Source organism: Evansella cellulosilytica DSM 2522 (assembly GCF_000177235.2).
Classification (GTDB): Bacteria; Bacillota; Bacilli; order Bacillales; family Salisediminibacteriaceae; genus Evansella; species Evansella cellulosilytica.
The window spans coordinates 4657120-4681672 of record NC_014829.1 but is presented as its reverse complement, the minus strand read 5'-3'; the positions used below and the strand labels follow the sequence as shown (position 1 = coordinate 4681672).

Below are 24553 nucleotides of genomic sequence, written 5' to 3'. Positions count from 1 at the left end.
TAAAAAAATGTGGAAAAACATATAATATAGTAGAAAAGTAGTTTATCAATAGTATTCACATCTATGTGGACAAGCTTATTAAGAGATGAATATAACTATCCACATAGTTGTTAACAGTTGTGGATAGTTATTATTTTACCACAGGTTTTCCACTAGCAAAAACAAGAATATAATATCAAATAAATGCTTTATTAGCAATAAGCAGTGAGAGTTATCCACATAATTCAACAGGTTGTGTTGAAATGTTTTCCACAACACTATATAGTGTGTAAAAGCTGTCGAAATTTCTGTGGAATAAATAAAAAAATGTTGAAAGTTGTCCACAAATAAAATTTAATCTCATTATTTAACAAAATGAATTTTTAACTTTTATGAAAATGGTCGGCTGCATTTTCATAAAAGTTAAAAATAAAAATTTACATGTTGTGAAAAATTTCTCAGTAGCAAAATGATCGAGAAAGTGATATCGTTCATTTTGTCGGAAAAAATGAGACAAGAGAAAAACTTGACAATGAATAGTCACTCTCATATAATTTATTAGACTGTCGTTTTCGTAATTTCCCGCAGGAGGTGTTATAGATGGGTAAACCAACATTTAATCCAAACAATCGTAAACGTAAAAAAGTACACGGTTTTCGTTCTCGTATGAGTACAAAGAACGGTAGAAGAGTTCTAGCAAACCGTCGTCGTAAAGGAAGAAAAGTATTATCTGCATAATAGTAGGCCACTGAGAGTTCAGTGGTCTTTTTCTTTTGTAAAGTAGGAATAAGGGTTGGCGTTAGGACAACTTTTTCTTTATAATGTTATTTGTCTACATCATTTTCCTGAATTAAAGGATGATAACGTAGCGGTAGTGAGGTGTAATAGGTGAAAAAAGAAAACCGCTTGAAGAAAAATGAAGACTTTCAAATCGTATTTCAGCGTGGAAAGTCTGCAGCTAATCGGCAATTCGTTATGTATTCATTAATAAAACAAGATCAAACGCTCCCACGAATAGGTTTATCTGTTAGTAAGAAAATTGGGAACGCAGTAGAAAGAAATAGAATTAAACGATTAATGAGAGAAGCATTAAGAGAAGTATTACCTCATATTAAAGAAAATGTAGACATTGTAATAATTGCTAGAAAACCAGTTATAAATATGAGTGTTTTTCAAATAACTGACTCTATTCAACATGTTTTAAAGGTTGGAAAAGTGATTAAACGTAGTCAGATCGAGGTGAATAAAAAGTGAAGAGGTTCTTTATCGGATCTATTCGTTTTTATCAAAAATATATTTCTCGCTTCACACCTCCGACATGTCGATTTTATCCAACATGCTCTCATTACAGTATCGAAGCGATACAACGTTTTGGTGCATTTAAAGGTAGTTGGTTAACGTTTAAACGAATATTAAAGTGTCAACCTTTTCATCCAGGAGGCTTTGATCCTGTTCCAGATGAAAAAAAAAGTAATCAGTGCAAATGTTTTTCTGGTCATTGATGGTTGTTTAAGTAAATAACTATAATGACGTTTTTATAAAAAAATATAAAATATGTTATAGGAAGGTTAGGAGGACCACATGTGGCAAGGAAATTAAGCTTAATACTTATTTTAGTTGGTTTGATGTTATTAATGACTGGTTGTTTTAGTATTGACCAGCCAATTACTACTGAAAGAGAAGGATTTTGGGATTCATTTTTCGTTTACCCGCTATCTTGGTTAATGATAGAGATTGCAAATATTTTTAATAATAGCTTTGGTATATCTATCATTATCGTAACACTCTTGATTCGTATTTTAATTTTACCTTTGATGATTAAACAAACAAAAAGTACAAAAGCAATGCAAGCAATTCAACCAGAGATGAAAGAATTAAGAGAAAAATATAGTGCAAAAGATCAACAAACACAGCAGAAACTTCAACAGGAAACAATGGCTTTATTCCAAAAGCACGGGGTAAACCCATTAGCAGGTTGTTTACCTATTTTAGTTCAAATGCCTATTTTAATTGCGTTTTATCATGCAATTATTAGAACGCCTTATATAAACCCGGAAGTAGATATTGCAAATTATGGTCATTTAGACCCACAAGTTTTCCTTTGGTTTGAACTTGGTCATGCAGATCCATATTATATTTTACCGTTAATTGCAGGGGCAACGACATTTATTCAGCAAAAAATGATGATGGTTACAGATAATCCGCAAATGCGAATGATGATGTATATTATGCCACTAATGATTATGGCATTTGCAGCATTTTTCCCATCAGCATTAGCACTTTATTGGGTAATTGGTAACTTATTCATGATCGTTCAAACGTATTTCATTACAGGTCCTAATGTAGGTAAAGATAAAGATCCTAAAACAGAGGGAGCGAACCGCAAGTGAGAAAAGTAACTGTATCAGGAAAATCGGTGGAGGAAGCCATTGAACTAGGACTTAAAAAGCTTGATACGACGAGAGAGAAAGTAGAAATTACAACTTTGGAAGAGCCACAAAAAGGTTTATTTGGCTTATTAGGTGGAAAACCAGCTGTAGTTGAATTGAAATTAAAGGCTGATCCAGTCAAGGAGGCCATCATATTTTTACGAGATACCATTGATAAAATGGGAATTTCAGCAAGTGTCGACAAAGAAGAAAGACAAGAAGGTCTCTTTTTAAATATTACTGGCGTTGATATTGGCGTTCTTATTGGGAAAAGAGGTCAAACGCTTGATTCACTTCAGTATTTAGTTAACTTAGTTGCAAATAAGCAGTCAGAAAATTACATTCGAATTTATTTGGATGCAGAAGGCTATAGAGAAAGAAGAAAAGACGCACTTCAAACACTCGCTTTAAGACTAAGTAACAAAGCATTAAAAACGAGACGTGAAGTAAAGCTTGAACCGATGAATGCACATGAGCGAAAAATCATTCATACGACACTTCAAAATGTGAAAGGTATTAAAACATATTCTGATGGTGAAGAACCAAATAGAAGAATAGTTGTTGCACCAAAATAAATAATACAGTAGAGCATCTTAAAGGGTACGACCTTTACGGTGCTTTTTTTTTGAAAATATAATAAAGAAAAACGAGATAATAGAAGTTCTATCACGTTTTTTCTTATAGATGAGATGTGAATAACTCTCTATATTTTTTTGTCAACATGTAGAAAAATATAGCGTTTTAATTATCCACATGTGGATAATTCCTGGTGCATTATTTTCAAAAAAGTAATTGTGGATGATTTTTTATCTTTTTGCCAATGATGAAGAAGAGAGATTAAATGTGGAAAACTTTTTTACATATGAAATATGTGGTATTCTTATGAATTGGGAATAGTTAATAACATTTTTAGCATATAGAGGAGGTGTAGCTGATGGAAATGGATACAATTGCAGCAATTTCCACACCGATGGGTGAGGGAGCAATCGCTATTGTAAGAATCAGTGGAGATGAAGCAGTAAACATTGCCGATCTTATTTATCAAGGTAAAAAGTCGTTGAAGGAAGTAGAAACACACACAATTAATTATGGATATATAGTAGATCCTGAAACGAACGATAAAATAGAGGAAGTAATGGTTTCTGTTCTTTTAGCTCCAAAAACATTTACGAAAGAGAATATTATAGAAATTAACTGTCACGGTGGTATCATTTCTGTCAACCGTATCCTCCAATTAATCATTAGTCATGGTGCAAGGCTAGCTGAGCCTGGGGAATTTACGAAACGAGCATTTTTAAATGGTAGAATAGATTTATCACAAGCCGAAGGGGTAATTGATTTAATTAGAGCAAAAACGGATAGGGCTATGAATGTTGCCATGTCGCAATTGGAAGGGAAATTATCAAAACGAATTCAAAAATCAAGACAAGACTTACTTGAAACAGTAGCACATGTTGAAGTCAACATAGATTATCCTGAGTATGATGCAGAAGAGATGACGTTAGCTTTACTAAAAGAAAAAGCTCATGATGTAAAGGCAGACATTGAAAATCTACTGCAAACGGCACAACAAGGAAAGATTTTAAGAGATGGCTTATCTACTGTTATTATTGGAAGGCCTAATGTCGGTAAATCTTCCTTATTAAATAATCTCGTGCATGATAATAAGGCAATTGTAACTGAAATTGCGGGTACGACGAGAGATGTCATTGAAGAATACGTAAATGTACGAGGGGTGCCCCTTAGATTACTTGATACAGCTGGGATAAGAGAGACAGATGATGTCGTTGAAAAAATAGGTGTGGAAAGATCAAGAAAGGTAGTAGGAGACGCTGAGTTAGTGTTGCTTGTACTAAATTATAATGAGGAATTAACAGAGTCAGATGAGGAATTATTTCATATTAGTAAAGGAAAAGAAAGAATCATTATTATTAATAAAACCGATTTGGAACGGAAAATTAATATGGAGCGAGTAAAGCAGCTAGCGAATGAAGCTCCGATTGTTTCCACATCTTTAATTAAAGATGAAGGAGTAGACGAACTAGAGGAAGCTATTAAAGTGTTATTTTTCCAAGGTGATATTGAAACTACGGATTTAACGTACGTGTCTAATACGAGACATATCACCTTACTCCAAGAAGCATTGCGATCTGTCAGTGAAGCTTTAGAAGCAATTGATGCAGGACTACCTATTGATATGATTCAAATTGATATAACGAAAACTTGGGAACTATTAGGAGAAGTAATAGGGGAAAGTGTTCATGAAAGTTTAATTGATCAATTATTTTCTCAGTTTTGCTTAGGGAAATAATTGAAGAAGGAGAGTTGAAAGATGAGTTATCACGGAGGCGAATATGATGTCATTGTCATAGGTGCTGGTCATGCTGGAGTCGAAGCTGGTTTAGCTGCAGCACGAATGGGTGCCAATACATTAATGCTCACATTAAATTTAGATGCTGTTGCTTACATGCCTTGTAATCCGTCTGTTGGAGGTCCAGCAAAAGGTATTGTTGTACGAGAAGTTGATGCTTTAGGCGGAGAAATGGCGAAAAATATCGATAAAACGCATATTCAAATGAGAATGCTAAATACCGGGAAAGGTCCGGCGGTTCGAGCGTTGCGAGCACAAGCTGACAAGTTTTTATATCAACACGAAATGAAAAAAACGATAGAAGAAACGGAAAATTTATTACTACGTCAAGGAATGGTAGAGCGACTTATTATTGAAAATGATAAAGTGACAGGTGTTATTACACAAACTGGAGCGGAGTACTATGCCAAGTCAGTTGTTATTACAACAGGCACATATTTAAGAGGGAAAGTGATTATTGGTGATTTATCTTATGAAAGTGGTCCTAATAATCAACAGCCTTCGGTAAATTTATCTTATCATCTACAAGAGCTTGGCTTCGAGATGGTTCGCTTTAAAACAGGAACTCCTCCAAGAGTAAATAGTCAAACTATTGATTATAGTAAAACAGAAATACAACCTGGTGATGAAGTTCCGAGAGCATTTTCATATGAAACGACGAAGTATATAACAGACCAGTTACCATGTTGGTTAACGTATACGAATGATGAGACTCACAGTATTATTAATAGTAATTTAGACCGCTCACCAATGTACTCAGGTATGATTGAAGGAACTGGTCCGCGTTATTGTCCATCAATTGAAGATAAAATTGTTCGTTTTAATGATAAGCCTAGACACCAAATTTTCTTAGAACCTGAAGGAAGAAATACGCAAGAAGTGTATGTACAAGGTTTATCTACGAGCTTACCTGAGGATGTGCAACACCATATTTTACGATCTATTCCTGGATTAGAAGGCGTCACAATGATGCGCCCAGGTTATGCAATAGAATATGATGCTATTGTTCCTACACAATTATGGCCGTCTTTAGAAACAAAGAAGATTGAAGGTTTATTTACAGCCGGGCAAATTAATGGTACTAGTGGATATGAAGAAGCTGCTGGACAAGGTTTAATGGCCGGAATTAATGCAGCTAGGAAAGCGCAAAACAAAGAATCTGTCATATTAAAAAGGTCAGACGCTTATATAGGAGTGTTAATTGATGATTTAGTAACGAAAGGAACGAATGAGCCATATCGATTACTTACGTCAAGAGCTGAATATCGTCTCCTTTTACGCCATGATAATGCCGATTTACGTCTAACAGAAATTGGTCATGAAATAGGCTTAATTAAAAGTGAACGTTTCGATCAATTTTTATCTAAAAAGGAACAAATAGAACGTGAGAAGGACCGATTAGCATCAACAATTGTGAAAGTAACAGAAGAAACAAATCAATTTTTAACTGAAATTGGCTCTTCACCATTAAAGGAACCAATGTACGGAGTAGGTTTGTTAAAACGTCCTGAAATTACTTACACACATATTGCGCAAATAGTACCTCCTCTTGAGAAGTTGGATGATGATGTAGCGGAACAAGTAGAGATTCAAGTGAAATATGAAGGGTATATTTCAAAGCAGCTTGAGCAAGTCGATAAACTGAAGAAAATGGAAAACAAAAAATTACCTGAGGACTTAGATTACCATGCAATAAACGGCTTAGCAACAGAAGCTAAACAGAAGCTATCGGAAGTGAGACCATTGTCAATGGCACAAGCCTCTAGGGTTTCTGGCGTAAATCCAGCTGATGTATCTATTCTTTTAGTATATATGGAACAAGGAAAATTACAAAAGATCAAACAATAGGAAGCTTCAATTTAGGGAGATGTACTATGAATGAAGAACAATTTCTAAATGCCCTGCTTGAACGGGGAATACATTTAAATACAGACCAGTTAAAGCAATTCCATGATTACTATGAACTTTTAGTAGAATGGAATGAAAAAATGAACTTGACAGCAATTACTGACAAGGAAGATGTTTATTTAAAGCATTTTTTTGATTCAGTTTCGGTTTCTTTTTATCACGACTTCAAGGAGCAGAAGTCTATTGTAGATGTTGGTGCTGGAGCAGGTTTTCCTAGTATACCGCTTAAAATCTGTTATCCTCATTTAAAAGTCACGATTGTCGATTCGTTAAATAAAAGAATTACGTTTCTCAATGCTTTAGCAGAAAAGTTATCATTAAAAGAAGTTTCTTTTTATCATGATCGTGCAGAGGATTTTGGCAAAAAGAAGGAGCATAGAGAGACTTATGATACTGCACTTGCACGTGCTGTAGCTAGATTACCAGTACTTGCAGAGCTTTGTATGCCATTAGTGAAACAAAATGGATACTTTTATGCCATGAAGGGTGCTGGTGCAAAAGGTGAAATAGTCGATGCGAAAAAAGCAATCTCTACTTTAGGTGGAGAACTAATATCAGAAGATAACTTTGTGCTACCTAAGGAAGAAAGTGAAAGATATATTATTGCGATAAAAAAATTAAAGTCGACACCGAAGAAATATCCAAGAAAGCCAGGCTTACCAAACAAGCAGCCTTTATAAAATGAATGTACTACCACGAAAATATTTCTAGTAATAAAAAACACATTAGTTTTCAATTGAACTAGTGTGTTTTTTTGTTGTATTAATTTCTAGTCATGATTTTTATTTAATTTCATAATCAAACGAAAAATACAAACAATATATTTTTTTATATAGATTGTATGTTTGAAATTATCCTATCTATTATAATAGAAGTATTATTTTATATTTTTACTTGAGTAACTCAATACAGTCTATGATAAAGCGCTATACTAATCATAGAGATGAATCGTTAACGACATATGATTTTACAATTTTATAAAATACCCAAAATAAAGTTTATTTTACTAGATATACATTTACAGTTATAATAGTAGTATGATAGATACTTATGTGTTTTTCATAAATAATAAATAAAATGTTCCACGTGAAACAATTTATATACTCATATTTTTAGAATGGACTTTCTTCATATCAGTTACCTCTAATTTTAAATCTGTTACAATGAGAGGCTAATATATGATTTTAATCAACTACAAAAGCAGGACTTTTATCATTCATCCCGAATGATTAATGATAAAGAGGGAGTTTTTTTGAGGGTGGTGTTGGAATGAAACAGCCGTTTACGCGATTATTTGGATTAAGTGATAAGAACGAAGAGACTGAAGAAATTACAATAAGTGAAAAAGAAGAAGTACATCAACTACCGATCGACAAAATTGTTCCAAATCAGTTTCAACCGCGAACTGTCTTTCAAGATGAGAGAATTGAAGAGCTAGCACAAACAATTAAAACACATGGCATCATTCAGCCAATAGTAGTTAGAGTAAGAGAAGACGATATTTTCGAACTTATTGCTGGAGAAAGACGTTGGCGAGCCGTCCAAAAGCTCGGTTGGGAAACAATTCCTGCAATAATTAAGGAGTTTAATGATTCTCAAACTGCATCTGTTGCACTGATTGAAAATTTACAAAGAGAAGGCTTAACCTCTATAGAGGAAGCTACTGCCTATGCAAAGCTCCTAGAAATTCACAATTTAACACAAGAAAGCTTGGCGCAGCGTCTTGGAAAAGGGCAATCAACAATCGCGAACAAATTACGTTTACTTCAACTTCCACAAATAGTTCAAGATGCCTTATTAAATCGACAAATTACCGAAAGACATGCGCGTGCTTTAATTGCTTTAAAAAATGTTGAACTACAGGAAAAACTATTAGAACGAATTATAAACGAAGAGCTAAACGTTAAACAGACAGAGGAAGCTGCAAAAAAGATCTTAGAAGGGAATAATAATACCGCTAAGAAACCGAAACCTTTAAGAAAAAGTGTTTCAAGGGATATGAGGCTAGCGATGAATACTATTCGTAAATCAGTAGATATGGTTGTCCAAACGGGGATGAATGTTGATACATCTGAAGAAGAACATGATGAATACTATCAATTTACGATTAGAATTCCTAAATAAATACAGAAAAAATATGTTGTCGCATTTGTCATAGGCAAATGCGATATTTTTACAGAGAAAATTTATTCGAGTTGTTATAAATATATCTATTATATTTTTAGCGGAATTTCTTCATTTTAAAGTTCTCACAATGGTTAAATTTGCGTGCGCCCACTATAAGAAAGTCAGTTATAGTGGGCTTTGAATTGGCTTTTGTTACCCAATATATAGATTATAGGTAGCTTAATAGGTAAATGAAACGCTTTCGAGTCAATCACTTTCGTACGTTATATGTCGAGTGTAAATAATAATTTTATAATTTTATCATTTACATTCGTTTTCTCTCGCTTTTTCATGATAAAATAAAAAAAGTTGCTATTTATTTTTTTGATTAGATAGATTTGAAAATAGTAGTTTTAAGGTAGGTGAAATAATGGGAAAAGTCATTGCCATTGCAAACCAAAAGGGTGGTGTCGGAAAAACGACATCTGCTGTTAATTTAAGTGCATGTCTTGCTCATTTAGGAAATAAAACGTTATTAATAGATATTGATCCTCAAGGTAACACGACTAGTGGTGTTGGAATTGACAAAGGGGATGTCGATCATTGTATATATAACGTGCTCGTTGAAGATTTGAAACCAAAAGATGTGATTATTCCAACAAAGGTTGAGGGCCTTCATATATTACCTTCAACGATTCAATTGGCAGGAGCGGAAATTGAACTTGTACCTACAATTTCAAGAGAAGTGAGGCTAAAACGAGCAATAGAGCAAGTGAAGGAAGATTATGAATATATTATTATTGATTGCCCACCTTCATTGGGTTTGTTAACAATCAACTCATTAACAGCATCAGACTCTGTTTTAATACCAGTGCAATGTGAGTATTATGCACTCGAAGGACTAAGTCAATTGCTTAATACAGTCAGATTAGTTCAAAAGCATTTAAATAATGAGCTCGAAATAGAGGGTGTCCTATTAACAATGCTCGACGCACGTACGAACTTAGGGATACAAGTAATAGAAGAAGTGAAAAAGTATTTCAGGGAGAAAGTTTTCAAAACTATTATTCCTCGAAACGTTCGTTTAGGGGAAGCACCTAGTCATGGAGAACCAATCATTACGTACGATCCTAAATCAAGAGGTGCGGAAGTTTATATCGATTTAGCTAAGGAAGTGATGAGCAATGGCTAAAGGACTAGGGAAGGGAATAAACGTTTTTTTTCCTGATAATATCGATGAAAAAAAAGATAAAATTCAGGAGATAGAAATTTCTGAATTGAGACCTAATCCTTATCAACCTAGGAAAAACTTTGAAGAAGATGCGATTGAAGAATTAAAGACTTCTATTGAGCAACACGGTGTTTTACAGCCAATCATTGCTAGGAAAAGTATTAAAGGGTATGAGATAGTTGTTGGTGAACGGCGCTATCGCGCTGCAAAAGCTGCAAATCTATCTGTTATTCCTGCAGTCGTCAGAAAACTGACGGAAGAAGAAATGATGGAAATTGCACTTATAGAAAACTTACAACGAGAAAACTTAAATCCACTTGAGGAAGCCAAAGCATACCAAAAGCTCATGGAGCAATTAAATGTTACACAAGAAGAGTTATCGAAGAAACTAGGCAAGAGTAGACCTCATATTGCTAATCATGTTAGGTTATTACAGCTACCATCCTTAGCGCAAGAGTTGATAGCAGAAGGTAAGCTTTCAATGGGACATGGGCGTGCTTTGTTAGGGTTAAAAAGAAAAGAACTATTATCTAATACGCTAAAAAAAGTGGTAAATGAGAAGTTAAATGTACGCCAAGTAGAAGAGTTGGTACAACGCTTAAATGAAAATGTTTCACGTGAAACAAAATCGAAAAAGAAGGATACTAATTCACCATTCATTAGAGAAAGAGAATCGCACTTAAAAGAATACTTTGGAACGAATGTTCAAATTAAAAAAGGAAAGAAAAAAGGGAAAATTGAAATTGAATTTTTCTCTGAAGAAGATTTAGATAGAATACTGCAATTAATCAACGAAGAAAAAGAATAAGACAAAATTAAAATACTCGAAGGTCACTAACCTTCGAGTATTTTTAAAAAGATAAGAAGAAAGTATAATTCTAAGAAAAGACTAAAGACGAGCTTCGAGCGAGGCCACTGAAAAAGTATAAAACAACTTTTCAGTGCCTTTTATTTGTATTGCAGTCGCTCGCATGATAGGAGAAACCCGGTCCTATCAGGCTTTTAAACGATGGCGTCGGCTACGCAGATTGCTTAAGGGCACTGAAAAAGTGAAAGAACGCCACTTTTCAGTGTCCTTCTTCAAGCTCATTTTTAGTCTTTTCTTATTGCTATGTTAGGCTTTGTTGTTGATTTAGGCTTTAAAGAGTCACTTTATGACAATAAAGAATGAAAAGACTATAATAGCAATAATGTGTTAGAATTTCTTACAGTTAGGAGAGAAAGTGACTTATGGTTTTGTTTGGGACAATCGTTAACGGAATAGCAATTATTGTAGGGACATTAATAGGAATCAACTTCAAAAAACTATCAAAAGGGTTACAGGAAACAGTGATGAAAGCGATTGGACTAGCAGTCATTATTTTAGGTGTATCAATGACGCTAGAAGGTGAACAGTTCTTAATTACGATTTTAAGCCTTGCTTTTGGAGCAGTATTAGGGGAGGCATGGAATATTGAAGGGAAACTTAATCGTGTTGGTGAAATAATAGAAAAGAAAATGAAAAAGAAGAAGGATGACAAAATAGCAGAAGGTTTTGTTGCTGCAACTCTCCTTTATGTTGTTGGGGCGATGGCCATTATAGGCGCATTAGATAGTGGATTAAGACACGACCATTCAGTACTACTTACAAAATCTGTCCTTGATGGATTTTCTGCAATAGTATTTGCTGCAACAATGGGAATAGGGGTCATTTTTTCAGCTATTCCAGTCGTGATTTATCAAGGAACAATTGCATTAACGGCGACTTTTATTGACGCATGGGTTCCTGAAGCTATATTAAACTCTTTCATTCAAGAAGTGACTGCAGTAGGTGGTATTATGATACTTGGAATTGGTTTGAATTTATTAGGTGTTCCTAAAATAAGGGTAGCAAACTTATTACCAGCAATACCTGTTGCAATCGTTGGGGTTTTCATTACAACATTGCTTTAAATTATGTATACTTTGTTATTCATGTTCACATAGGGCAATCTGTTTGTAGCACTTCAGATCGCCAGAAAATATGTTGGAAGGTGTGCAAAAAGGATATGAATCTATCTTGAACACCTTCTTTTTTTTTGCTGTGTAAAGGAATTGAATTCAACTTCAGTACATTCGCTTCCTTCGAATAATTTGGTCTTATTAATGTAAAGTTCGCAACAATAAAACTATGATGTAGTATTTTTAAAAAATATAATCAGTATTTATCTCCAATAGCGGCTATATTAAGCTTCCGTAACCACTCAGGCTCCGTTTCTAACCATCTAGCAGCACGAGATATCGCTCTTGAAATAATATCTGCCATATCCATGACGAGTGATAGTCGCGTATTTTGTAAAACCATCATTTCCATAAACCCATTAACATTAACAATACCAGTAATATGAATATTCCCAACGTCAGGTAGCACCTTATTGACAGCAGCACCTGGCTTCACAGGTCCTTCAGATACTGTCATATAACCAACACTTGAATGCCTTCCTAAGCATGCATCTATTCCAATGATAAAAGGATTATCATAGTTTAATTGAATAGAAGATAATGTCTCTTCCAAGTTTTTTGCATGAACTGGCTTTTCAAGCGTGCCGAAAACAGGGAACCTTTTACAGCCTCTTTCTAGCAGTTTAGTACCAACAAGTGGACCTAAACTATCTCCAGTTGAACGATCTGTTCCGATACAAACAATAATTATTTGTTGATTGTTATCTTTAGGTAACAAGGAGTAGATTTTTTTGGCCATATCACTAGTGACAATCGGTTGTTTCATATGGGCTCGAAATGAGTTATTTTTCTTTTGTGGAAAAAGTTGTCCAGAAAGCATCATACAACCCTCATTTCTAAAATAATAGTAACAGTATACGGATATTTTTTTAGAACTATACGTCAAAACAGGAAAAAGAGGGGAAAAAGATGTGGCTATCTGGTTTTAAGTGGATGTTTTTAATTATTGGTACAATAATAGGAGCAGGGTATGCGTCTGGTAGAGAACTATGGGAGTTTTTTGGGACAGAGAGTACATTTGCAATCGTTTTGTTTTCAATACTCTTTTTCATATGTACCTATGTCATTATGAAAATAAGCTATGAAAAAGAATCGGAACACTATATTCCTGTATTAACGGAGTTAATGGGGAAAAGAATAACTCGCATCTATGATGGGATGATTATTTTATACTTATTTTCAACTACAATGATCATGATTGCTGGTGGGGGAGCGACATTACAAGCTGTAAACATTCCATATTGGTATGGAGTATTTATCATTTGTAGTCTATTAGTATTATTGTTCATATGGGGTATTAACGGCATGACATCGATGAATGCATTTATAATTCCAATATTAATTACCTTCCTAGTAGGTACATTGGTAATCTTTCAAGTCACAACAGGATTTAGTGTTGAGATGGATTTTGGCAAGCAGCATAATTGGCCATCAGCCTTTACTTTTACAGCATTAAATATATTACCTCTAGTTGCAGTAATAGGGGCTATTGGTAGTAAAATTAAACAAAAAGGAGAAATGCTCATTGCTAGCTTTGGAAGTGCATTATTATTAGGGGCCGTATCGTTATTATATAATGAGTCTCTAATCAAAGTCGCTAATGAAGTCATGTTATATGAAATACCGTTATTTGCAATTTTAAAGAACTATCCTTATTTTATGATTATCGTGATGACAGTTTTATTATGGGCAGCAATATTTACAACAGCAGCTTCAGGTATTCTTGGATTATGTACAAGACTATATGAGTATTTGAAAATGAGGTTTTGGCTGATCGCCTTATTATTACTCATTTTAATGGTTCCTTTAACAACGATAGGCTTTGCAAAATTGATATCGATACTTTATCCATTGTACGGTGTGTTGAACTTATATATTTTAGCAGCAATTCTATTACACCCAATAATCCATAAATTTGACGATAATACGGTTAATTGAGAGGAAGAGGATGTTAGCATAAACTATCCTACATATAGTATAATTTTGAGAAATGAGTTTTTAGTAGGGAGGTATGCTTGTATGTCAAATTCAAACTTTGAATTACACGATGTTGTAGAAATGAAAAAACCTCACCCGTGCGGAGAAAATAAATGGGAGATTATACGAATGGGAATGGATATTCGTATTAAGTGCTGTGGTTGTAATCATAGTGTCATGCTTCCTAGAAAAGAGTTTAATAAGAAAGTAAAACGAGTGTTAAATAGAAAAGACGATTAAAGCACGACTGAAAGGTGCTCTATCCTTCGTTTAATTGTATAGATTTTTTCAAACTATAACATCACAGGTATGTTTATTCATTTCGTTTATTTAGATGGATTTCCACTTTAATTCATGAGTTACTGGCTTCAAAGTAGTCGAATGTTATTTCTACTACATTTGCAAGTGTTGGCATGGAGAAAGGAAGAAATCAGTATGGTCTTATAGATTTAATTTAAAAGTAATCGTTTATTTTTATATAAAAGAAGATGCATGAGTTTATAATGATCAGAGACTTAAAGGGGGGATGTTACCTATTAAGTCTCTTTTTTTGAAAGAAAAAGCTTGTTGGTGAGAATGATGCCATGCGTAGTAGAGAGAAGAGCACTACTACTTTAAAGGCATGTGGCAGCATCTCTTCAACTCTTCTAAGAAGTGACTTAAAAAGAGCTTGATGAAGCTTGTTTTCAGTCTTTCTGTATAGACACTTGCGGAATTGTAGTACAAAACCTATAATTGTTAAGGATGAATGACTGTTTGTTTAGGCTGTTTTCGTAAAATTTGTTGCTTTTTTCAGCTTGGTGAAACGAAAGGTGTCCTTGCCCGCGGAAAGCTTCCGCCTGTATTGGCAGCCAAGCATATAAATATACTTAAAAACAACAATCTATGCTAGAAGAGCCTTTGTTAATGTAAAATGTAAACATATTAAACAATAAAAATATTATTTTTAATAAAGGAGCAAAAAAATGGCTTTAACAACTGGAATAGTCGGGTTACCGAATGTAGGTAAATCAACGTTATTTAATGCAATTACGCAGGCAGGTGCAGAATCTGCAAATTATCCATTTTGTACAATTGATCCAAATGTAGGTATTGTAGAGGTACCAGATTATCGGTTAGATAAATTAACAGAATTAGTTGAACCGAAAAAAACAGTACCTACAGCATTTGAATTTACAGATATTGCCGGTATTGTGGAAGGTGCCAGTAAAGGTGAAGGGTTAGGGAATAAGTTTTTATCTCACATACGCCAAGTCGATGCTATTTCACATGTTGTACGTTGTTTTAATGATGAAAACATTACGCATGTCTCAGGAAGTGTTGATCCTATAAGAGACATCCAAGTCATTAATCTTGAATTAATCCTTGCTGATTTAGAGACAGTTGAAAAAAGGATTGGAAAAGTAGAAAAACAAGCAAAACAAAAAGATAAACAATCAATGGCTGAATTTGAAGTATTGGACAAGCTTCGCAATGCTTTTGAGGAAGAAAAACCAGCGAGAAGTGTGGAATTAAATACTGAACAGGAGAAAATTGCTAAAGGCCTACATTTATTAACGATGAAACCAGTCCTCTATGTCGCTAACGTAAGTGAAGAGGAAATACTTGATGTAAGTGATAATCCTTATGTCCAAAAGGTAAAAGCATTTGCAGCTGAAGAAGGTTCGGAAGTAATAGTTGTTTGCGCAAAAATTGAATCTGAAATTGCAGAGCTTGATGGAGAAGAAAAAGAAGAGTTCTTAAATGAACTCGGTATTGCAGAGTCTGGTTTAGACCAACTCATTAAAGCTGCTTACCAATTATTAGGTTTAGAAACATACTTTACTGCTGGAAAACAAGAAGTCCGAGCCTGGACAATAAAAAAAGGAACGAAAGCACCTCAGGCTGCAGGGGTAATTCATACAGATTTTGAGAGAGGATTTATTCGTGCAGAAATCGTTTCTTTTGATGATTTAATAGAGGCTGGATCAATGACTGTTGCAAAAGAAAATGGGAAAGTAAGGTTAGAAGGGAAGGATTACATCGTCCAAGATGGAGATGTTATTCACTTTAGATTTAATGTGTAAAAAAAAAACTTTAATCAGTGTAAAAGCTGATTAAAGTTTTTCTTATTAGAGTTAGTAAGTAAAAGTATTGACTAATGTTAATTTTTCATTTGATTAGCGGAAGGTGCAGTAAGGCTCTGTAAAAAGTATAATAAAGCTGTAGAAAATGGTAAATTTATTTAAAATCAAATACTTTCTTGTATATGCTTGTATAATCTGATATAATTTTCAATTGCGAGCAATACAGATATATTTTGCTCCTTGCTCCTCTCATGAAAGGGGAGCCTTAGACCAAAAGGAGGTGACACACATGCGCAAATACGAAATTATGTACATTGTACGTCCGAATCTTGAGGAAGCTGCAACAAAGGAAGTTGTTGAGCGTTTCAATAAAGTATTAACGGATAATGGCGCAGAAGTCGAAAACGTTGAGGAAAAAGGTAAGCGTCGTTTAGCTTACGAAATCAATGACTTCAAAGAAGGTTTTTACGTTTTATTAAACGTAAATGCTCCAACTGTTGCAATTGATGAGTTCAATCGTTTGATTAAAATCAACGACAACGTTTTACGTCATTTAGTAGTACGTGAAGAAGAAAAGTAATCCGATAGAAATAGATATTTAGAAGTAGTGTATTCCGGGGAGGGAATCCAATGATTAACCGTGTTGTTTTAGTTGGTCGTTTAACGAAAGACCCAGAGTTAAGGTATACAGCTAACGGTATTGCAGTTGCTTCGTTTACTTTAGCGGTAAACCGTCCTTTTTCCAATCAACAAGGAAATCGAGAAGCAGATTTCATTAACTGTGTTATATGGAGAAAACCAGCAGAAAATGTGGCTAATTATTTGAAAAAAGGTAGCCTAGCTGGAGTAGACGGTAGACTTCAAACGCGCAGCTATGATAACAATGAAGGACGCCGTGTATTTATAACTGAAGTTGTTGCTGATAGTGTTCAGTTTTTAGAGCCTAGAAATGCATCTTCTGGTGGGAACCGTGAACAGTTTGGTGGAAATTTTGACCAAGGCCAAAGTGGTTATCAAGGACCTCCTAGTCAATCTCCCGGACAAGGTTTTAGTCAAGGAAACCAAGGTAAACCATCTAACGATGATCCGTTTGCAAACGACGGTAAACCGATAGATATTAATGATGATGATTTACCATTTTAAATGAAAAGACACTTGTTATATAAATAAAAAATAATGAAGGAGGGGTATTCATGGCACGTCGTGGTCGTCCAAAGCGTCGTAAAGTTTGTTACTTTACAGTAAATAAAATTACTAGCATCGACTATAAAGATACAGATCTTTTAAAGAAGTTCATTTCAGAGCGTGGAAAGATTTTACCTCGCCGAGTGACTGGTACATCAGCAAAGTATCAACGTCAATTAACTCGTGCGATTAAACGTTCTCGTACAATGGCATTATTGCCTTATGTTACTGAATAATAATGTTCAAAAAACACAGTAGTGACGGAGCTACTGTGTTTTTTTACAGATTAAATACAAATGTACGGGACGTTTAAATAAAAAGAAGTGAGTATAAAATTACATGTAATGAAAAGTATCAAAAGTAGTTCAACATTTAGAAGTTTTGTTCACCATATAAATGTATATCAGTATTTACATGGAAACGTTCTAGCTTCTGCGTCGATTGTTAAAGTTGTCTCAAGGAATGCTTACTTAAGCTATGCTAGTTAGGCAACATTTACTTTTAACTTCACTGATTAACATCTAATATCCTAACAGCGTAGAGTTTTCCCCTTCCCGTCTACGATAAGTAATATCGAATCGATATGAACTTCATGTAACCATTATCTACTAGCTTAAGTCCATTTTTTAGAGGAAGAGATCTGCTGTATACTCATTTGTAAAATATATTTCCTTTACAATGATAAATTCTTATTCTTAAGAATTGAAAGTATACACTAATTGAAAATGTTCCACATGAAACATTTTAAGTACCATTCTTCAATCGTATTAAGGGTATAATGGGAATAGATAAACAACCTTTGTTCTTAAGAACTAACTCATGCTACAATTAATGGCGATATATTGATTTTACATAGGAAACGAGGGAATGATTAAATGAATCGGTCTCACATGCTCATGGAAGGGGCTAGAAGTTTAGCTATATATATTATCTTAATTCTTTTAACAATATGGCTTCCTTTTGTTAGTCTAATAACTTTATTTTTAATTCCAATCCCGTTTATTTTATTTACTAATAAACATGGATTAAGAGCAGGAGGCTTATTAGCTTTATTTTCATTCTTTTTACTCTTTCTCATAACTCCATTATCACTTCCAATAACAGTTGCTTTTGTGATTGGTGGGGTGACAATAGGGGAGTTATATAGAAAGGGGAAGCATGCATTTGCTGTTTTTCTTGGAGGATCGTTAGCTTTTATTTCAGCATTAATCTTTAATTATGTTGGAAGTATTTTAGTCTTAAATATTAATCCAATAGAAGCTTTGCAAAATTTATTTAGAGAGTCACTGGAGCAAACGGCAGAAATGCTTCAAGTATTAGGACAGTATGATGAAGCAGTAATAAATAGCATTAATTTGTATATTGACCACTTAAGTTATATTGCACCAACGATTATTATTATTTTAGGTGTCGTTTATGCATTTATTGTTCAATGGTTAGCTTCTTTATGGATGCGTAAGCAGAAATATCAAGTAACGCTTTTCCCACCGTTTAGGGAGTGGAGCTTTCCTAAAGTTTTCATTTGGTACTATTTAGTAACATACATTTTTGTTTTTATCGGTTTAGAAGAAGGGAGAACGATGTTTATCGTTCTCGCCAATTTAACACCTGTATTAGATATAATATTGATGATTCAAGGGCTTGCATTCATCTTCTTTTTCTTTCACATGAAGAAGAAAAACAAGATTGTACCTATTATCATTACGATAATACTGTTCCTATTGCCAATGCTATTATACATTGTGCGGATTATAGGTATAATTGATTTAGGTTTTGAATTAAGGAAGCGGTTGAACTCTCAGAAGTAGGAGATGTGAACAATGCCGAATTTTTTATTAAAACGCTGGCATGGATACCATGTTATCGCGCTCTTTACAATTTCAGTGATAATCTCATTATTTTTAACATACTTCCATTGGCAATTTGGTTTAGTTGCCTTTGGTAGTTTAACTGTTGTGCTTTACTTCATGTATAGGGCGAAAAAACAATTTGAAAATCAATTAAAAGAGTATATATCGACCTTATCGTATAGAGTAAACAAGGCAGGGGAAGAGGCTTTTACAAATCTTCCGTTTGGAATCATTCTTTATAATGATAACGACAAAATTCAATGGGTAAATCCATATGTAACAGAATTTTTAAAACAGGAATGTGTTGGAGAGCCATTAAACATACTATCGAATACTTTGCCAGAACTATTAAAAACAGATAGAGAATTCACTGTTTCTATTGAAGAACATAATTTTAAAGTAGTTCACGATGCTAATGAGCGTCTACTATATTTATTTAACGTTACACAGCAAGAAGAAATTAAAGAGCTATATGAAAGAGATAAAACAGTTATTGCTCTCATTTATTTAGATAATTATGATGAAGTTACTCCGGGATTAGATGATCAGTTTCGTAGCAAATTGCTATCAAAGGTTACTGACGAACTAAACAAATGGGCTCAACAATATGACATTTTATTAAGAAGAACAGCTTCAGACCGTTTCATTGCTATATTAAACGAAGCGGCATTAGAATTGTTAGAAGAGGATAGGTTTACAGTATTAGATGAAGTTCGAGAAGTTACTGCAAAGGAATCTGTTTCCTTAACTTTAAGTATTGGTATTGGAAGTGGGAAGGCACCGTTAAGAGAGCTAGGAGAGCTTGCTCAGTCAAGTTTAGATTTAGCACTTGGTAGAGGTGGAGATCAAGTTACTATTAAACAGACGAATGGTAAGGTTCGTTTTTACGGTGGAAAATCTAATGCAGTTGAAAAACGTACGAGAGTGAGAGCAAGAGTCATATCTCATGCGATAAGAGATTTAATAGTAGAAAGTGATAAAATCATTATTATGGGGCATAAAAACCCGGATTTAGACTCGATTGGCTCTGCGATAGGGATGATGAAAATAGCGGAAGCGAATGGTAAAGAAGCAAGTATTGTTCTTGATCCGGAAGATATGAATCAAAGCGTTAAAAAGCTACTTTTAGAAATAAAAAGTCATAATAACCTTTGGAGCCGATTTATTACACCTGAAGAGGCACTAGAAGAAATAACACAAGATTCGATGTTAATTGTAGTAGATACGCATAAACCATCATTAGTCATTGAAAAGAGACTACTTACAAAAGTAGACAGAATCATTGTTATCGACCACCATCGAAGAGGTGAAGAATTTATAAAAGAGGCTGTTTTAGTCTATATGGAGCCATATGCATCATCTACTGCAGAATTAGTGACTGAGATGCTGGAATACCAGCCAAATCATCCCAAATTGCATGTGATTGAGTCAACGGCGCTATTATCTGGTATTATAGTTGATACGAAAAGCTTTGCAATAAGAACAGGATCTCGAACTTTTGATGCTGCTTCTTATTTAAAAAGTAAAGGTGCAGATACAACGATCGTTCAGAAGCTATTAAAAGAAGATATAGAACAATATGTAAAAAGAGCAAAGCTAATCGAAAATGCTTATATTTATAATGGAGGCATGGCAATTGCAAAAGGAAATCCAGAGGAAACATATGGACAGTTAACAATTGCACAAGCAGCTGATACACTATTAACTATGAATGATGTTGTAGCCTCATTCGTTATTTCTAAACTAAGTGATGGAAGAGTGAGCATTAGCGCTAGATCACTAGGAGATATTAATGTACAAGTAATTATGGAAAAACTTAGTGGTGGTGGTCATTTAACAAATGCTGCTACTCAAATAGATGATAAAGATATTGATGAAGTAGAGAGTTTATTAAAAGATAAGATTGATGATTATTTTAAAGGGGGAGAGACGTCATGAAGGTTATCTTTTTGAAGGATGTTAAAGGTAAAGGAAAAAAAGGTGAAGTAAAAAACGTTGCAGAAGGATATGCACGAAATTACTTATTAAAAAATAACTTAGCTGTTGAAGCAAATCAAGGCAATATGAAGACATTAGAGAAAAAACAAGAAAGCCAACAAAAACAAGCAGAAGAAGAACTGCAAAAGGCTGAGGAGTTAAAAGCGCATTTAGAAAGTTTAACTGTTACTTTAAAAGCGAAGGCTGGGGAAAATGGTCGCCTTTTTGGTGCTGTTACAAATAAGCAAATTGCAGAAACATTAAAGAAAATGAAAATAAAAGTGGATAAAAGAAAAATTGAAATGGATGAACCGATTCGTGTATTAGGTTATACAAATGTACCAGTAAAGCTCCATCCTAAAGTAACAGCAACTGTTAAAGTTCATGTAACAGAAGAATAAATGACAAAATGAAGTGCAGCAACAAGTAATTATCATTTGCACTATTGCGGAAAAGAGGGAAGTATGTCATGAGTGATATATTTACTGATCGCACACCACCGCAAAATATGGAAGCAGAACAAGCGGTGTTAGGGGCTATTTTCATTGATGACCAAGCCCTTGTCACCGCTTCTGAACGTTTAGTTCCAGAGGATTTCTATCGAGCTGCTCATCAACGGATTTACTCAGTAATGTTAACTATTGCGCAAAGAGGAGACCCAGTGGATCTCATCACAGTAACATCTGAGCTGCAAACGAAGAAATGGCTTGAGGAAATCGGTGGTGTATCATATTTAAGTGATTTAGCTAACGCTGTACCGACAGCAGCAAATATAGACTATTATAGTCAGATGGTAGAAGAGAAGTCACTTTTACGTAGGTTAATTCGAGTAGCAACCGATATTGCATCTGACGGATATGCAGCAGATGAAGATGTAGATGCTATCTTAAATGAAGCAGAGAAAACGATTCTAGAAGTTTCACAGAAAAAGAGCTCTGGCGCATTCGTGTCTATAAAAGATGTTCTTGTTGAAGCATTTGACAAAATAGAGATGCTTCAACATACTGCTGGAGAGATTACTGGTATTCCTACTGGGTTTTCAGAGTTAGATAGAATTACTGCTGGATTTCAAAGAAATGATCTTATTATAGTAGCGGCACGTCCATCTGTTGGTAAAACTGCTTTTGCGTTGAATATTACCCAAAACGTAGCCACAAAAACAGATGAGAATGTTGCGATATTCAGTTTAGAGATGGGTGCAGACCAGCTAGTAATGCGTATGCTCTGTGCTGAAGGTAATATAGATGCACAAAGGTTACGTACAGGAAAGCTAGAGGATGAGGATTGGCAGAAGCTAACGATGGCTATGGGGAGTTTATCAAAAGCCGGGATATATATTGATGATACTCCAGGTATAAAGGTAAATGAAATAAGAGCAAAATGTAGACGACTGAAGCAAGAACGTGGTTTAGGAATGATCATGATTGATTATCTCCAGTTAATCCAAGGTGATGCAAGAAGCGGAGAAGGAAGGCAACAAGAGGTTTCGGAAATCTCAAGGTCACTGAAAGGACTAGCCCGTGAACTTGAAGTACCTGTTATTGCTCTCTCACAGCTTTCTCGTGGAGTAGAATCAAGAACAGATAAAAGACCAATGATGTCTGATATTCGTGAGTCAGGAAGTATCGAGCAGGATGCTGATATCGTAGCCTTCCTTTATCGAGATGATTATTATGATAAAGAAAGTGAAAAGAAGGATATCATTGAAATCATTATTGCAAAACAGCGTAATGGTCCTGTAGGTACGGTAGAGTTAGCATTCGTGAAAGAATTTAATAAATTCGTTAACTTAGAAAGACGTTACGACGAAAGTGATATTCCACCTGGAGCTTAAAGGTATTGGTGGTTTATAACAGGGAATCTGATCATAATCACGTGGCAATATTTCATCTTGTATGTACGAAAAGACTTAAAATTAGCCTACAAAGCTAGTTTTAAGTCTTTCTTATGTTAAAATAAGAAATTTTATTGATTATAATACATAAGGCGAACAAAATAAATGTGTATTAGTTTAATGTTCGGGATTTGTATTGACTATCTATACAATTTACTGATAAACTAGTTGTGGTTTTCATTGTTCATACAATTATTGGTTATACTAAGTATGATTTTCAACTTTTAAAATTTTTTTACTATCTTTTAAATTATTTTTATAAGTATAGCTACAATCATTTGGAGGTGCTCATATGCCATCTGTTGTTGTCGTTGGTACACAATGGGGAGACGAAGGAAAAGGAAAAATTACTGATTTTTTATCAGAGCAAGCGGAATTAGTAGCAAGGTATCAAGGTGGTAATAATGCAGGTCACACAATTGTGTTTAACGGAAAAAAATATAAGCTGCATTTAATTCCATCTGGGATTTTTAATGGTGATAAAACTTGTGTAATCGGAAATGGAATGGTAATAGATCCTAAAGCGCTAGTAGAAGAGCTGAAATATTTACACGATCACGAAGTGGATACAAGTAACTTAAGAATTAGTAATCGTGCACACGTTATATTACCTTATCATCTTAAGCTTGATGCTGTTGAAGAGGATAGTAAAGGTGCAAATAAAATTGGTACAACTCGTAAAGGGATTGGACCAGCTTATATGGATAAGGCTGCTCGAGTGGGTATACGTATTGCCGACCTTCTTGATAAAGAAGTTTTTGAAGAGAAGCTAGCTTATAATTTAAAAGAGAAAAACCGTATGTTTGAAAAGTTTTATGAAGTTGAAGGGTTTAAAATAGAGGATATTTTAGATGAGTACTACGAATATGGTCAACAATTTGCAAAATATGTAACAGATACTTCTGTAGTACTAAACGATGCTATTGATGCAGGGAAACGTGTGTTATTTGAAGGCGCACAAGGGGTAATGCTTGATATTGACCAAGGAACATACCCGTTTGTCACATCATCTAATCCAATTGCTGGTGGAGTTACTATCGGTTCTGGTGTAGGTCCATCAAGGATTAATCATGTTGTCGGTGTCTCAAAGGCATATACTACTCGTGTTGGAGACGGCCCATTCCCTACAGAGCTAAACAACGAAATTGGTGATAGAATTCGTGAAGTAGGAAATGAGTATGGAACAACTACTGGTCGTCCTAGAAGAGTTGGATGGTTTGACAGTGTTGTTGTTCGTCATGCAAGACGTGTGAGTGGAATCACTGATTTATCTCTAAACTCCATTGATGTTTTAACTGGTATTGAAACGTTAAAAATATGTGTCGCGTATAAGTATAAAGGCGAGGTAATAGAAGAGTTCCCAGCAAGTTTAAAGGTTCTTGCAGAATGTGAACCTGTATATGAAGAGCTTCCTGGTTGGGATGAGGATATTACTGGCGTAAAATCGCTACACGATTTACCAAAAAATGCTTTATACTATATTGAGCGAGTGTCTCAGTTAACAGGAATTCCTTTAACAGTATTTTCAGTTGGTCCAGATAGAAATCAAACGAATTTAATTAGAGGCGTTTTCGGATAATATAAAACATGAAAGTATAAG

General features: G+C 34.5%; 24 protein-coding genes. 23 read left to right on the top strand and 1 reads right to left on the bottom strand.

From position 1 onward, the window contains the following. The first annotated feature begins 579 nt into the window (after nt 1-579). The 12 genes from rpmH to BCELL_RS21325 all read left to right on the top strand — a co-directional run bounded on the left by rpmH (nt 580) and on the right by BCELL_RS21325 (nt 11956). A complete protein-coding gene (gene rpmH / locus BCELL_RS21380) occupies nt 580-717 on the top strand; it encodes a 50S ribosomal protein L34 (protein WP_013490884.1) in 138 nt (45 codons plus the stop codon). A gap of 150 nt (nt 718-867) precedes the next feature. Then, nucleotides 868-1233 (top strand): ribonuclease P protein component, encoded by a 366-nt coding sequence (gene rnpA / locus BCELL_RS21375; RefSeq protein ID WP_013490883.1) that lies wholly within the window; start codon nt 868-870, stop codon nt 1231-1233. After that, on the top strand, nt 1230-1481 hold the full coding sequence (gene yidD / locus BCELL_RS21370; RefSeq protein ID WP_013490882.1) for a membrane protein insertion efficiency factor YidD: 252 nt from the start codon (nt 1230-1232) through the stop codon (nt 1479-1481). The genes rnpA and yidD overlap by 4 nt, the downstream gene beginning before the upstream one ends. 81 nt (nt 1482-1562) lie before the next feature. After that, complete coding sequence (spoIIIJ, locus tag BCELL_RS21365; protein ID WP_013490881.1) at nt 1563-2369, top strand: YidC family membrane integrase SpoIIIJ; 807 nt, start codon at nt 1563-1565, stop codon at nt 2367-2369. Continuing rightward, complete coding sequence (gene jag, locus BCELL_RS21360) at nt 2366-2983, top strand: RNA-binding cell elongation regulator Jag/EloR (RefSeq protein WP_013490880.1); 618 nt, start codon at nt 2366-2368, stop codon at nt 2981-2983. The genes spoIIIJ and jag overlap by 4 nt, the downstream gene beginning before the upstream one ends. A 359-nt stretch (nt 2984-3342) precedes the next feature. Beyond that, nucleotides 3343-4719, top strand: coding sequence for a tRNA uridine-5-carboxymethylaminomethyl(34) synthesis GTPase MnmE (mnmE, locus tag BCELL_RS21355; protein ID WP_013490879.1), 1377 nt, complete (start codon nt 3343-3345; stop codon nt 4717-4719). 21 nt (nt 4720-4740) lie between these two features. Continuing rightward, nucleotides 4741-6627 carry a tRNA uridine-5-carboxymethylaminomethyl(34) synthesis enzyme MnmG gene (gene mnmG / locus BCELL_RS21350; RefSeq protein ID WP_013490878.1) on the top strand — a complete coding sequence of 629 codons (1887 nt, stop codon included), beginning with the start codon at nt 4741-4743 and terminating at the stop codon, nt 6625-6627. Between the two features lie 26 nt (nt 6628-6653). After that, nucleotides 6654-7367: a 16S rRNA (guanine(527)-N(7))-methyltransferase RsmG gene (rsmG, locus tag BCELL_RS21345; RefSeq protein WP_013490877.1), complete on the top strand. Its 714-nt coding sequence runs from the start codon at nt 6654-6656 to the stop codon at nt 7365-7367. A gap of 589 nt (nt 7368-7956) precedes the next feature. Further along, complete coding sequence (gene noc, locus BCELL_RS21340) at nt 7957-8811, top strand: nucleoid occlusion protein (protein WP_013490876.1); 855 nt, start codon at nt 7957-7959, stop codon at nt 8809-8811. Between the two features lie 412 nt (nt 8812-9223). Further along, entirely contained in the window at nt 9224-9985 is a 762-nt protein-coding gene (locus tag BCELL_RS21335) for a ParA family protein (RefSeq protein WP_013490875.1), read from the top strand. Further along, the gene (locus BCELL_RS21330; RefSeq protein WP_013490874.1) at nt 9978-10832 is read left to right on the top strand and encodes a ParB/RepB/Spo0J family partition protein; all 855 of its coding nucleotides are present in this window, start codon (nt 9978-9980) and stop codon (nt 10830-10832) included. The genes BCELL_RS21335 and BCELL_RS21330 overlap by 8 nt, the downstream gene beginning before the upstream one ends. 422 nt (nt 10833-11254) lie before the next feature. Beyond that, nucleotides 11255-11956 carry a DUF554 domain-containing protein gene (locus BCELL_RS21325; protein ID WP_013490873.1) on the top strand — a complete coding sequence of 234 codons (702 nt, stop codon included), beginning with the start codon at nt 11255-11257 and terminating at the stop codon, nt 11954-11956. 244 nt (nt 11957-12200) lie between these two features. On the opposite strand, the gene yyaC is transcribed toward BCELL_RS21325, so the two are convergent. Then, nucleotides 12201-12824, bottom strand: coding sequence for a spore protease YyaC (yyaC, locus tag BCELL_RS21320; RefSeq protein WP_013490872.1), 624 nt, complete (start codon nt 12822-12824; stop codon nt 12201-12203). Nucleotides 12825-12913: 89 nt separating this feature from the next. On the opposite strand from yyaC, the gene BCELL_RS21315 reads away from it, so the two are divergent. From BCELL_RS21315 to BCELL_RS21265, 11 genes are all read left to right on the top strand, one after another. Beyond that, nucleotides 12914-13942, top strand: coding sequence for a YkvI family membrane protein (locus tag BCELL_RS21315; protein WP_013490871.1), 1029 nt, complete (start codon nt 12914-12916; stop codon nt 13940-13942). Nucleotides 13943-14023: 81 nt separating this feature from the next. After that, nucleotides 14024-14221, top strand: a complete 198-nt coding sequence (locus BCELL_RS21310; protein WP_013490870.1) for a DUF951 domain-containing protein — start codon at nt 14024-14026, stop codon at nt 14219-14221. A gap of 725 nt (nt 14222-14946) precedes the next feature. Then, entirely contained in the window at nt 14947-16047 is a 1101-nt protein-coding gene (gene ychF, locus BCELL_RS21305) for a redox-regulated ATPase YchF (RefSeq protein WP_013490869.1), read from the top strand. A 289-nt stretch (nt 16048-16336) separates the two neighbouring features. After that, nucleotides 16337-16627, top strand: coding sequence for a 30S ribosomal protein S6 (gene rpsF / locus BCELL_RS21300; RefSeq protein ID WP_013490868.1), 291 nt, complete (start codon nt 16337-16339; stop codon nt 16625-16627). Nucleotides 16628-16677: 50 nt separating this feature from the next. Then, on the top strand, nt 16678-17190 hold the full coding sequence (ssb, locus tag BCELL_RS21295; protein WP_013490867.1) for a single-stranded DNA-binding protein: 513 nt from the start codon (nt 16678-16680) through the stop codon (nt 17188-17190). A 50-nt stretch (nt 17191-17240) separates the two neighbouring features. Further along, nucleotides 17241-17468, top strand: coding sequence for a 30S ribosomal protein S18 (gene rpsR / locus BCELL_RS21290; protein WP_013490866.1), 228 nt, complete (start codon nt 17241-17243; stop codon nt 17466-17468). A gap of 639 nt (nt 17469-18107) precedes the next feature. Further along, entirely contained in the window at nt 18108-19040 is a 933-nt protein-coding gene (locus BCELL_RS21285; RefSeq protein ID WP_013490865.1) for a YybS family protein, read from the top strand. A gap of 12 nt (nt 19041-19052) precedes the next feature. Next, the gene (locus BCELL_RS21280; RefSeq protein ID WP_013490864.1) at nt 19053-21020 is read left to right on the top strand and encodes a DHH family phosphoesterase; all 1968 of its coding nucleotides are present in this window, start codon (nt 19053-19055) and stop codon (nt 21018-21020) included. Continuing rightward, nucleotides 21017-21460 carry a 50S ribosomal protein L9 gene (rplI, locus tag BCELL_RS21275; RefSeq protein WP_013490863.1) on the top strand — a complete coding sequence of 148 codons (444 nt, stop codon included), beginning with the start codon at nt 21017-21019 and terminating at the stop codon, nt 21458-21460. Before BCELL_RS21280 ends, rplI begins: the two co-directional genes overlap by 4 nt. A 68-nt stretch (nt 21461-21528) precedes the next feature. Beyond that, on the top strand, nt 21529-22893 hold the full coding sequence (gene dnaB, locus BCELL_RS21270; protein ID WP_013490862.1) for a replicative DNA helicase: 1365 nt from the start codon (nt 21529-21531) through the stop codon (nt 22891-22893). Between the two features lie 352 nt (nt 22894-23245). Continuing rightward, entirely contained in the window at nt 23246-24532 is a 1287-nt protein-coding gene (locus tag BCELL_RS21265) for an adenylosuccinate synthase (protein ID WP_013490861.1), read from the top strand. Nucleotides 24533-24553: the final 21 nt, after the last annotated feature.

Excerpts from the sequence above, each read along its gene's own strand:
- rpmH (WP_013490884.1), top strand. The coding sequence starts at position 580 with ATGGGTAAACCAACATTTAATCCAAACAATCGTAAACGTAAAAAAGTA.
- ychF (WP_013490869.1), top strand. The coding sequence starts at position 14,947 with ATGGCTTTAACAACTGGAATAGTCGGGTTACCGAATGTAGGTAAATCA.
- BCELL_RS21265 (WP_013490861.1), top strand. The coding sequence starts at position 23,246 with ATGCCATCTGTTGTTGTCGTTGGTACACAATGGGGAGACGAAGGAAAA.
- mnmG (WP_013490878.1), top strand. The coding sequence starts at position 4,741 with ATGAGTTATCACGGAGGCGAATATGATGTCATTGTCATAGGTGCTGGT.
- mnmE (WP_013490879.1), top strand. The coding sequence starts at position 3,343 with ATGGAAATGGATACAATTGCAGCAATTTCCACACCGATGGGTGAGGGA.
- noc (WP_013490876.1), top strand. The coding sequence starts at position 7,957 with ATGAAACAGCCGTTTACGCGATTATTTGGATTAAGTGATAAGAACGAA.
- rpsR (WP_013490866.1), top strand. The coding sequence starts at position 17,241 with ATGGCACGTCGTGGTCGTCCAAAGCGTCGTAAAGTTTGTTACTTTACA.
- BCELL_RS21325 (WP_013490873.1), top strand. The coding sequence starts at position 11,255 with ATGGTTTTGTTTGGGACAATCGTTAACGGAATAGCAATTATTGTAGGG.
- BCELL_RS21330 (WP_013490874.1), top strand. The coding sequence starts at position 9,978 with ATGGCTAAAGGACTAGGGAAGGGAATAAACGTTTTTTTTCCTGATAAT.
- BCELL_RS21310 (WP_013490870.1), top strand. The coding sequence starts at position 14,024 with ATGTCAAATTCAAACTTTGAATTACACGATGTTGTAGAAATGAAAAAA.
- BCELL_RS21285 (WP_013490865.1), top strand. The coding sequence starts at position 18,108 with ATGAATCGGTCTCACATGCTCATGGAAGGGGCTAGAAGTTTAGCTATA.
- yyaC (WP_013490872.1), bottom strand. The coding sequence starts at position 12,824 with ATGCTTTCTGGACAACTTTTTCCACAAAAGAAAAATAACTCATTTCGA.
- rplI (WP_013490863.1), top strand. The coding sequence starts at position 21,017 with ATGAAGGTTATCTTTTTGAAGGATGTTAAAGGTAAAGGAAAAAAAGGT.
- BCELL_RS21280 (WP_013490864.1), top strand. The coding sequence starts at position 19,053 with ATGCCGAATTTTTTATTAAAACGCTGGCATGGATACCATGTTATCGCG.
- BCELL_RS21315 (WP_013490871.1), top strand. The coding sequence starts at position 12,914 with ATGTGGCTATCTGGTTTTAAGTGGATGTTTTTAATTATTGGTACAATA.
- rpsF (WP_013490868.1), top strand. The coding sequence starts at position 16,337 with ATGCGCAAATACGAAATTATGTACATTGTACGTCCGAATCTTGAGGAA.
- ssb (WP_013490867.1), top strand. The coding sequence starts at position 16,678 with ATGATTAACCGTGTTGTTTTAGTTGGTCGTTTAACGAAAGACCCAGAG.
- BCELL_RS21335 (WP_013490875.1), top strand. The coding sequence starts at position 9,224 with ATGGGAAAAGTCATTGCCATTGCAAACCAAAAGGGTGGTGTCGGAAAA.
- dnaB (WP_013490862.1), top strand. The coding sequence starts at position 21,529 with ATGAGTGATATATTTACTGATCGCACACCACCGCAAAATATGGAAGCA.
- rsmG (WP_013490877.1), top strand. The coding sequence starts at position 6,654 with ATGAATGAAGAACAATTTCTAAATGCCCTGCTTGAACGGGGAATACAT.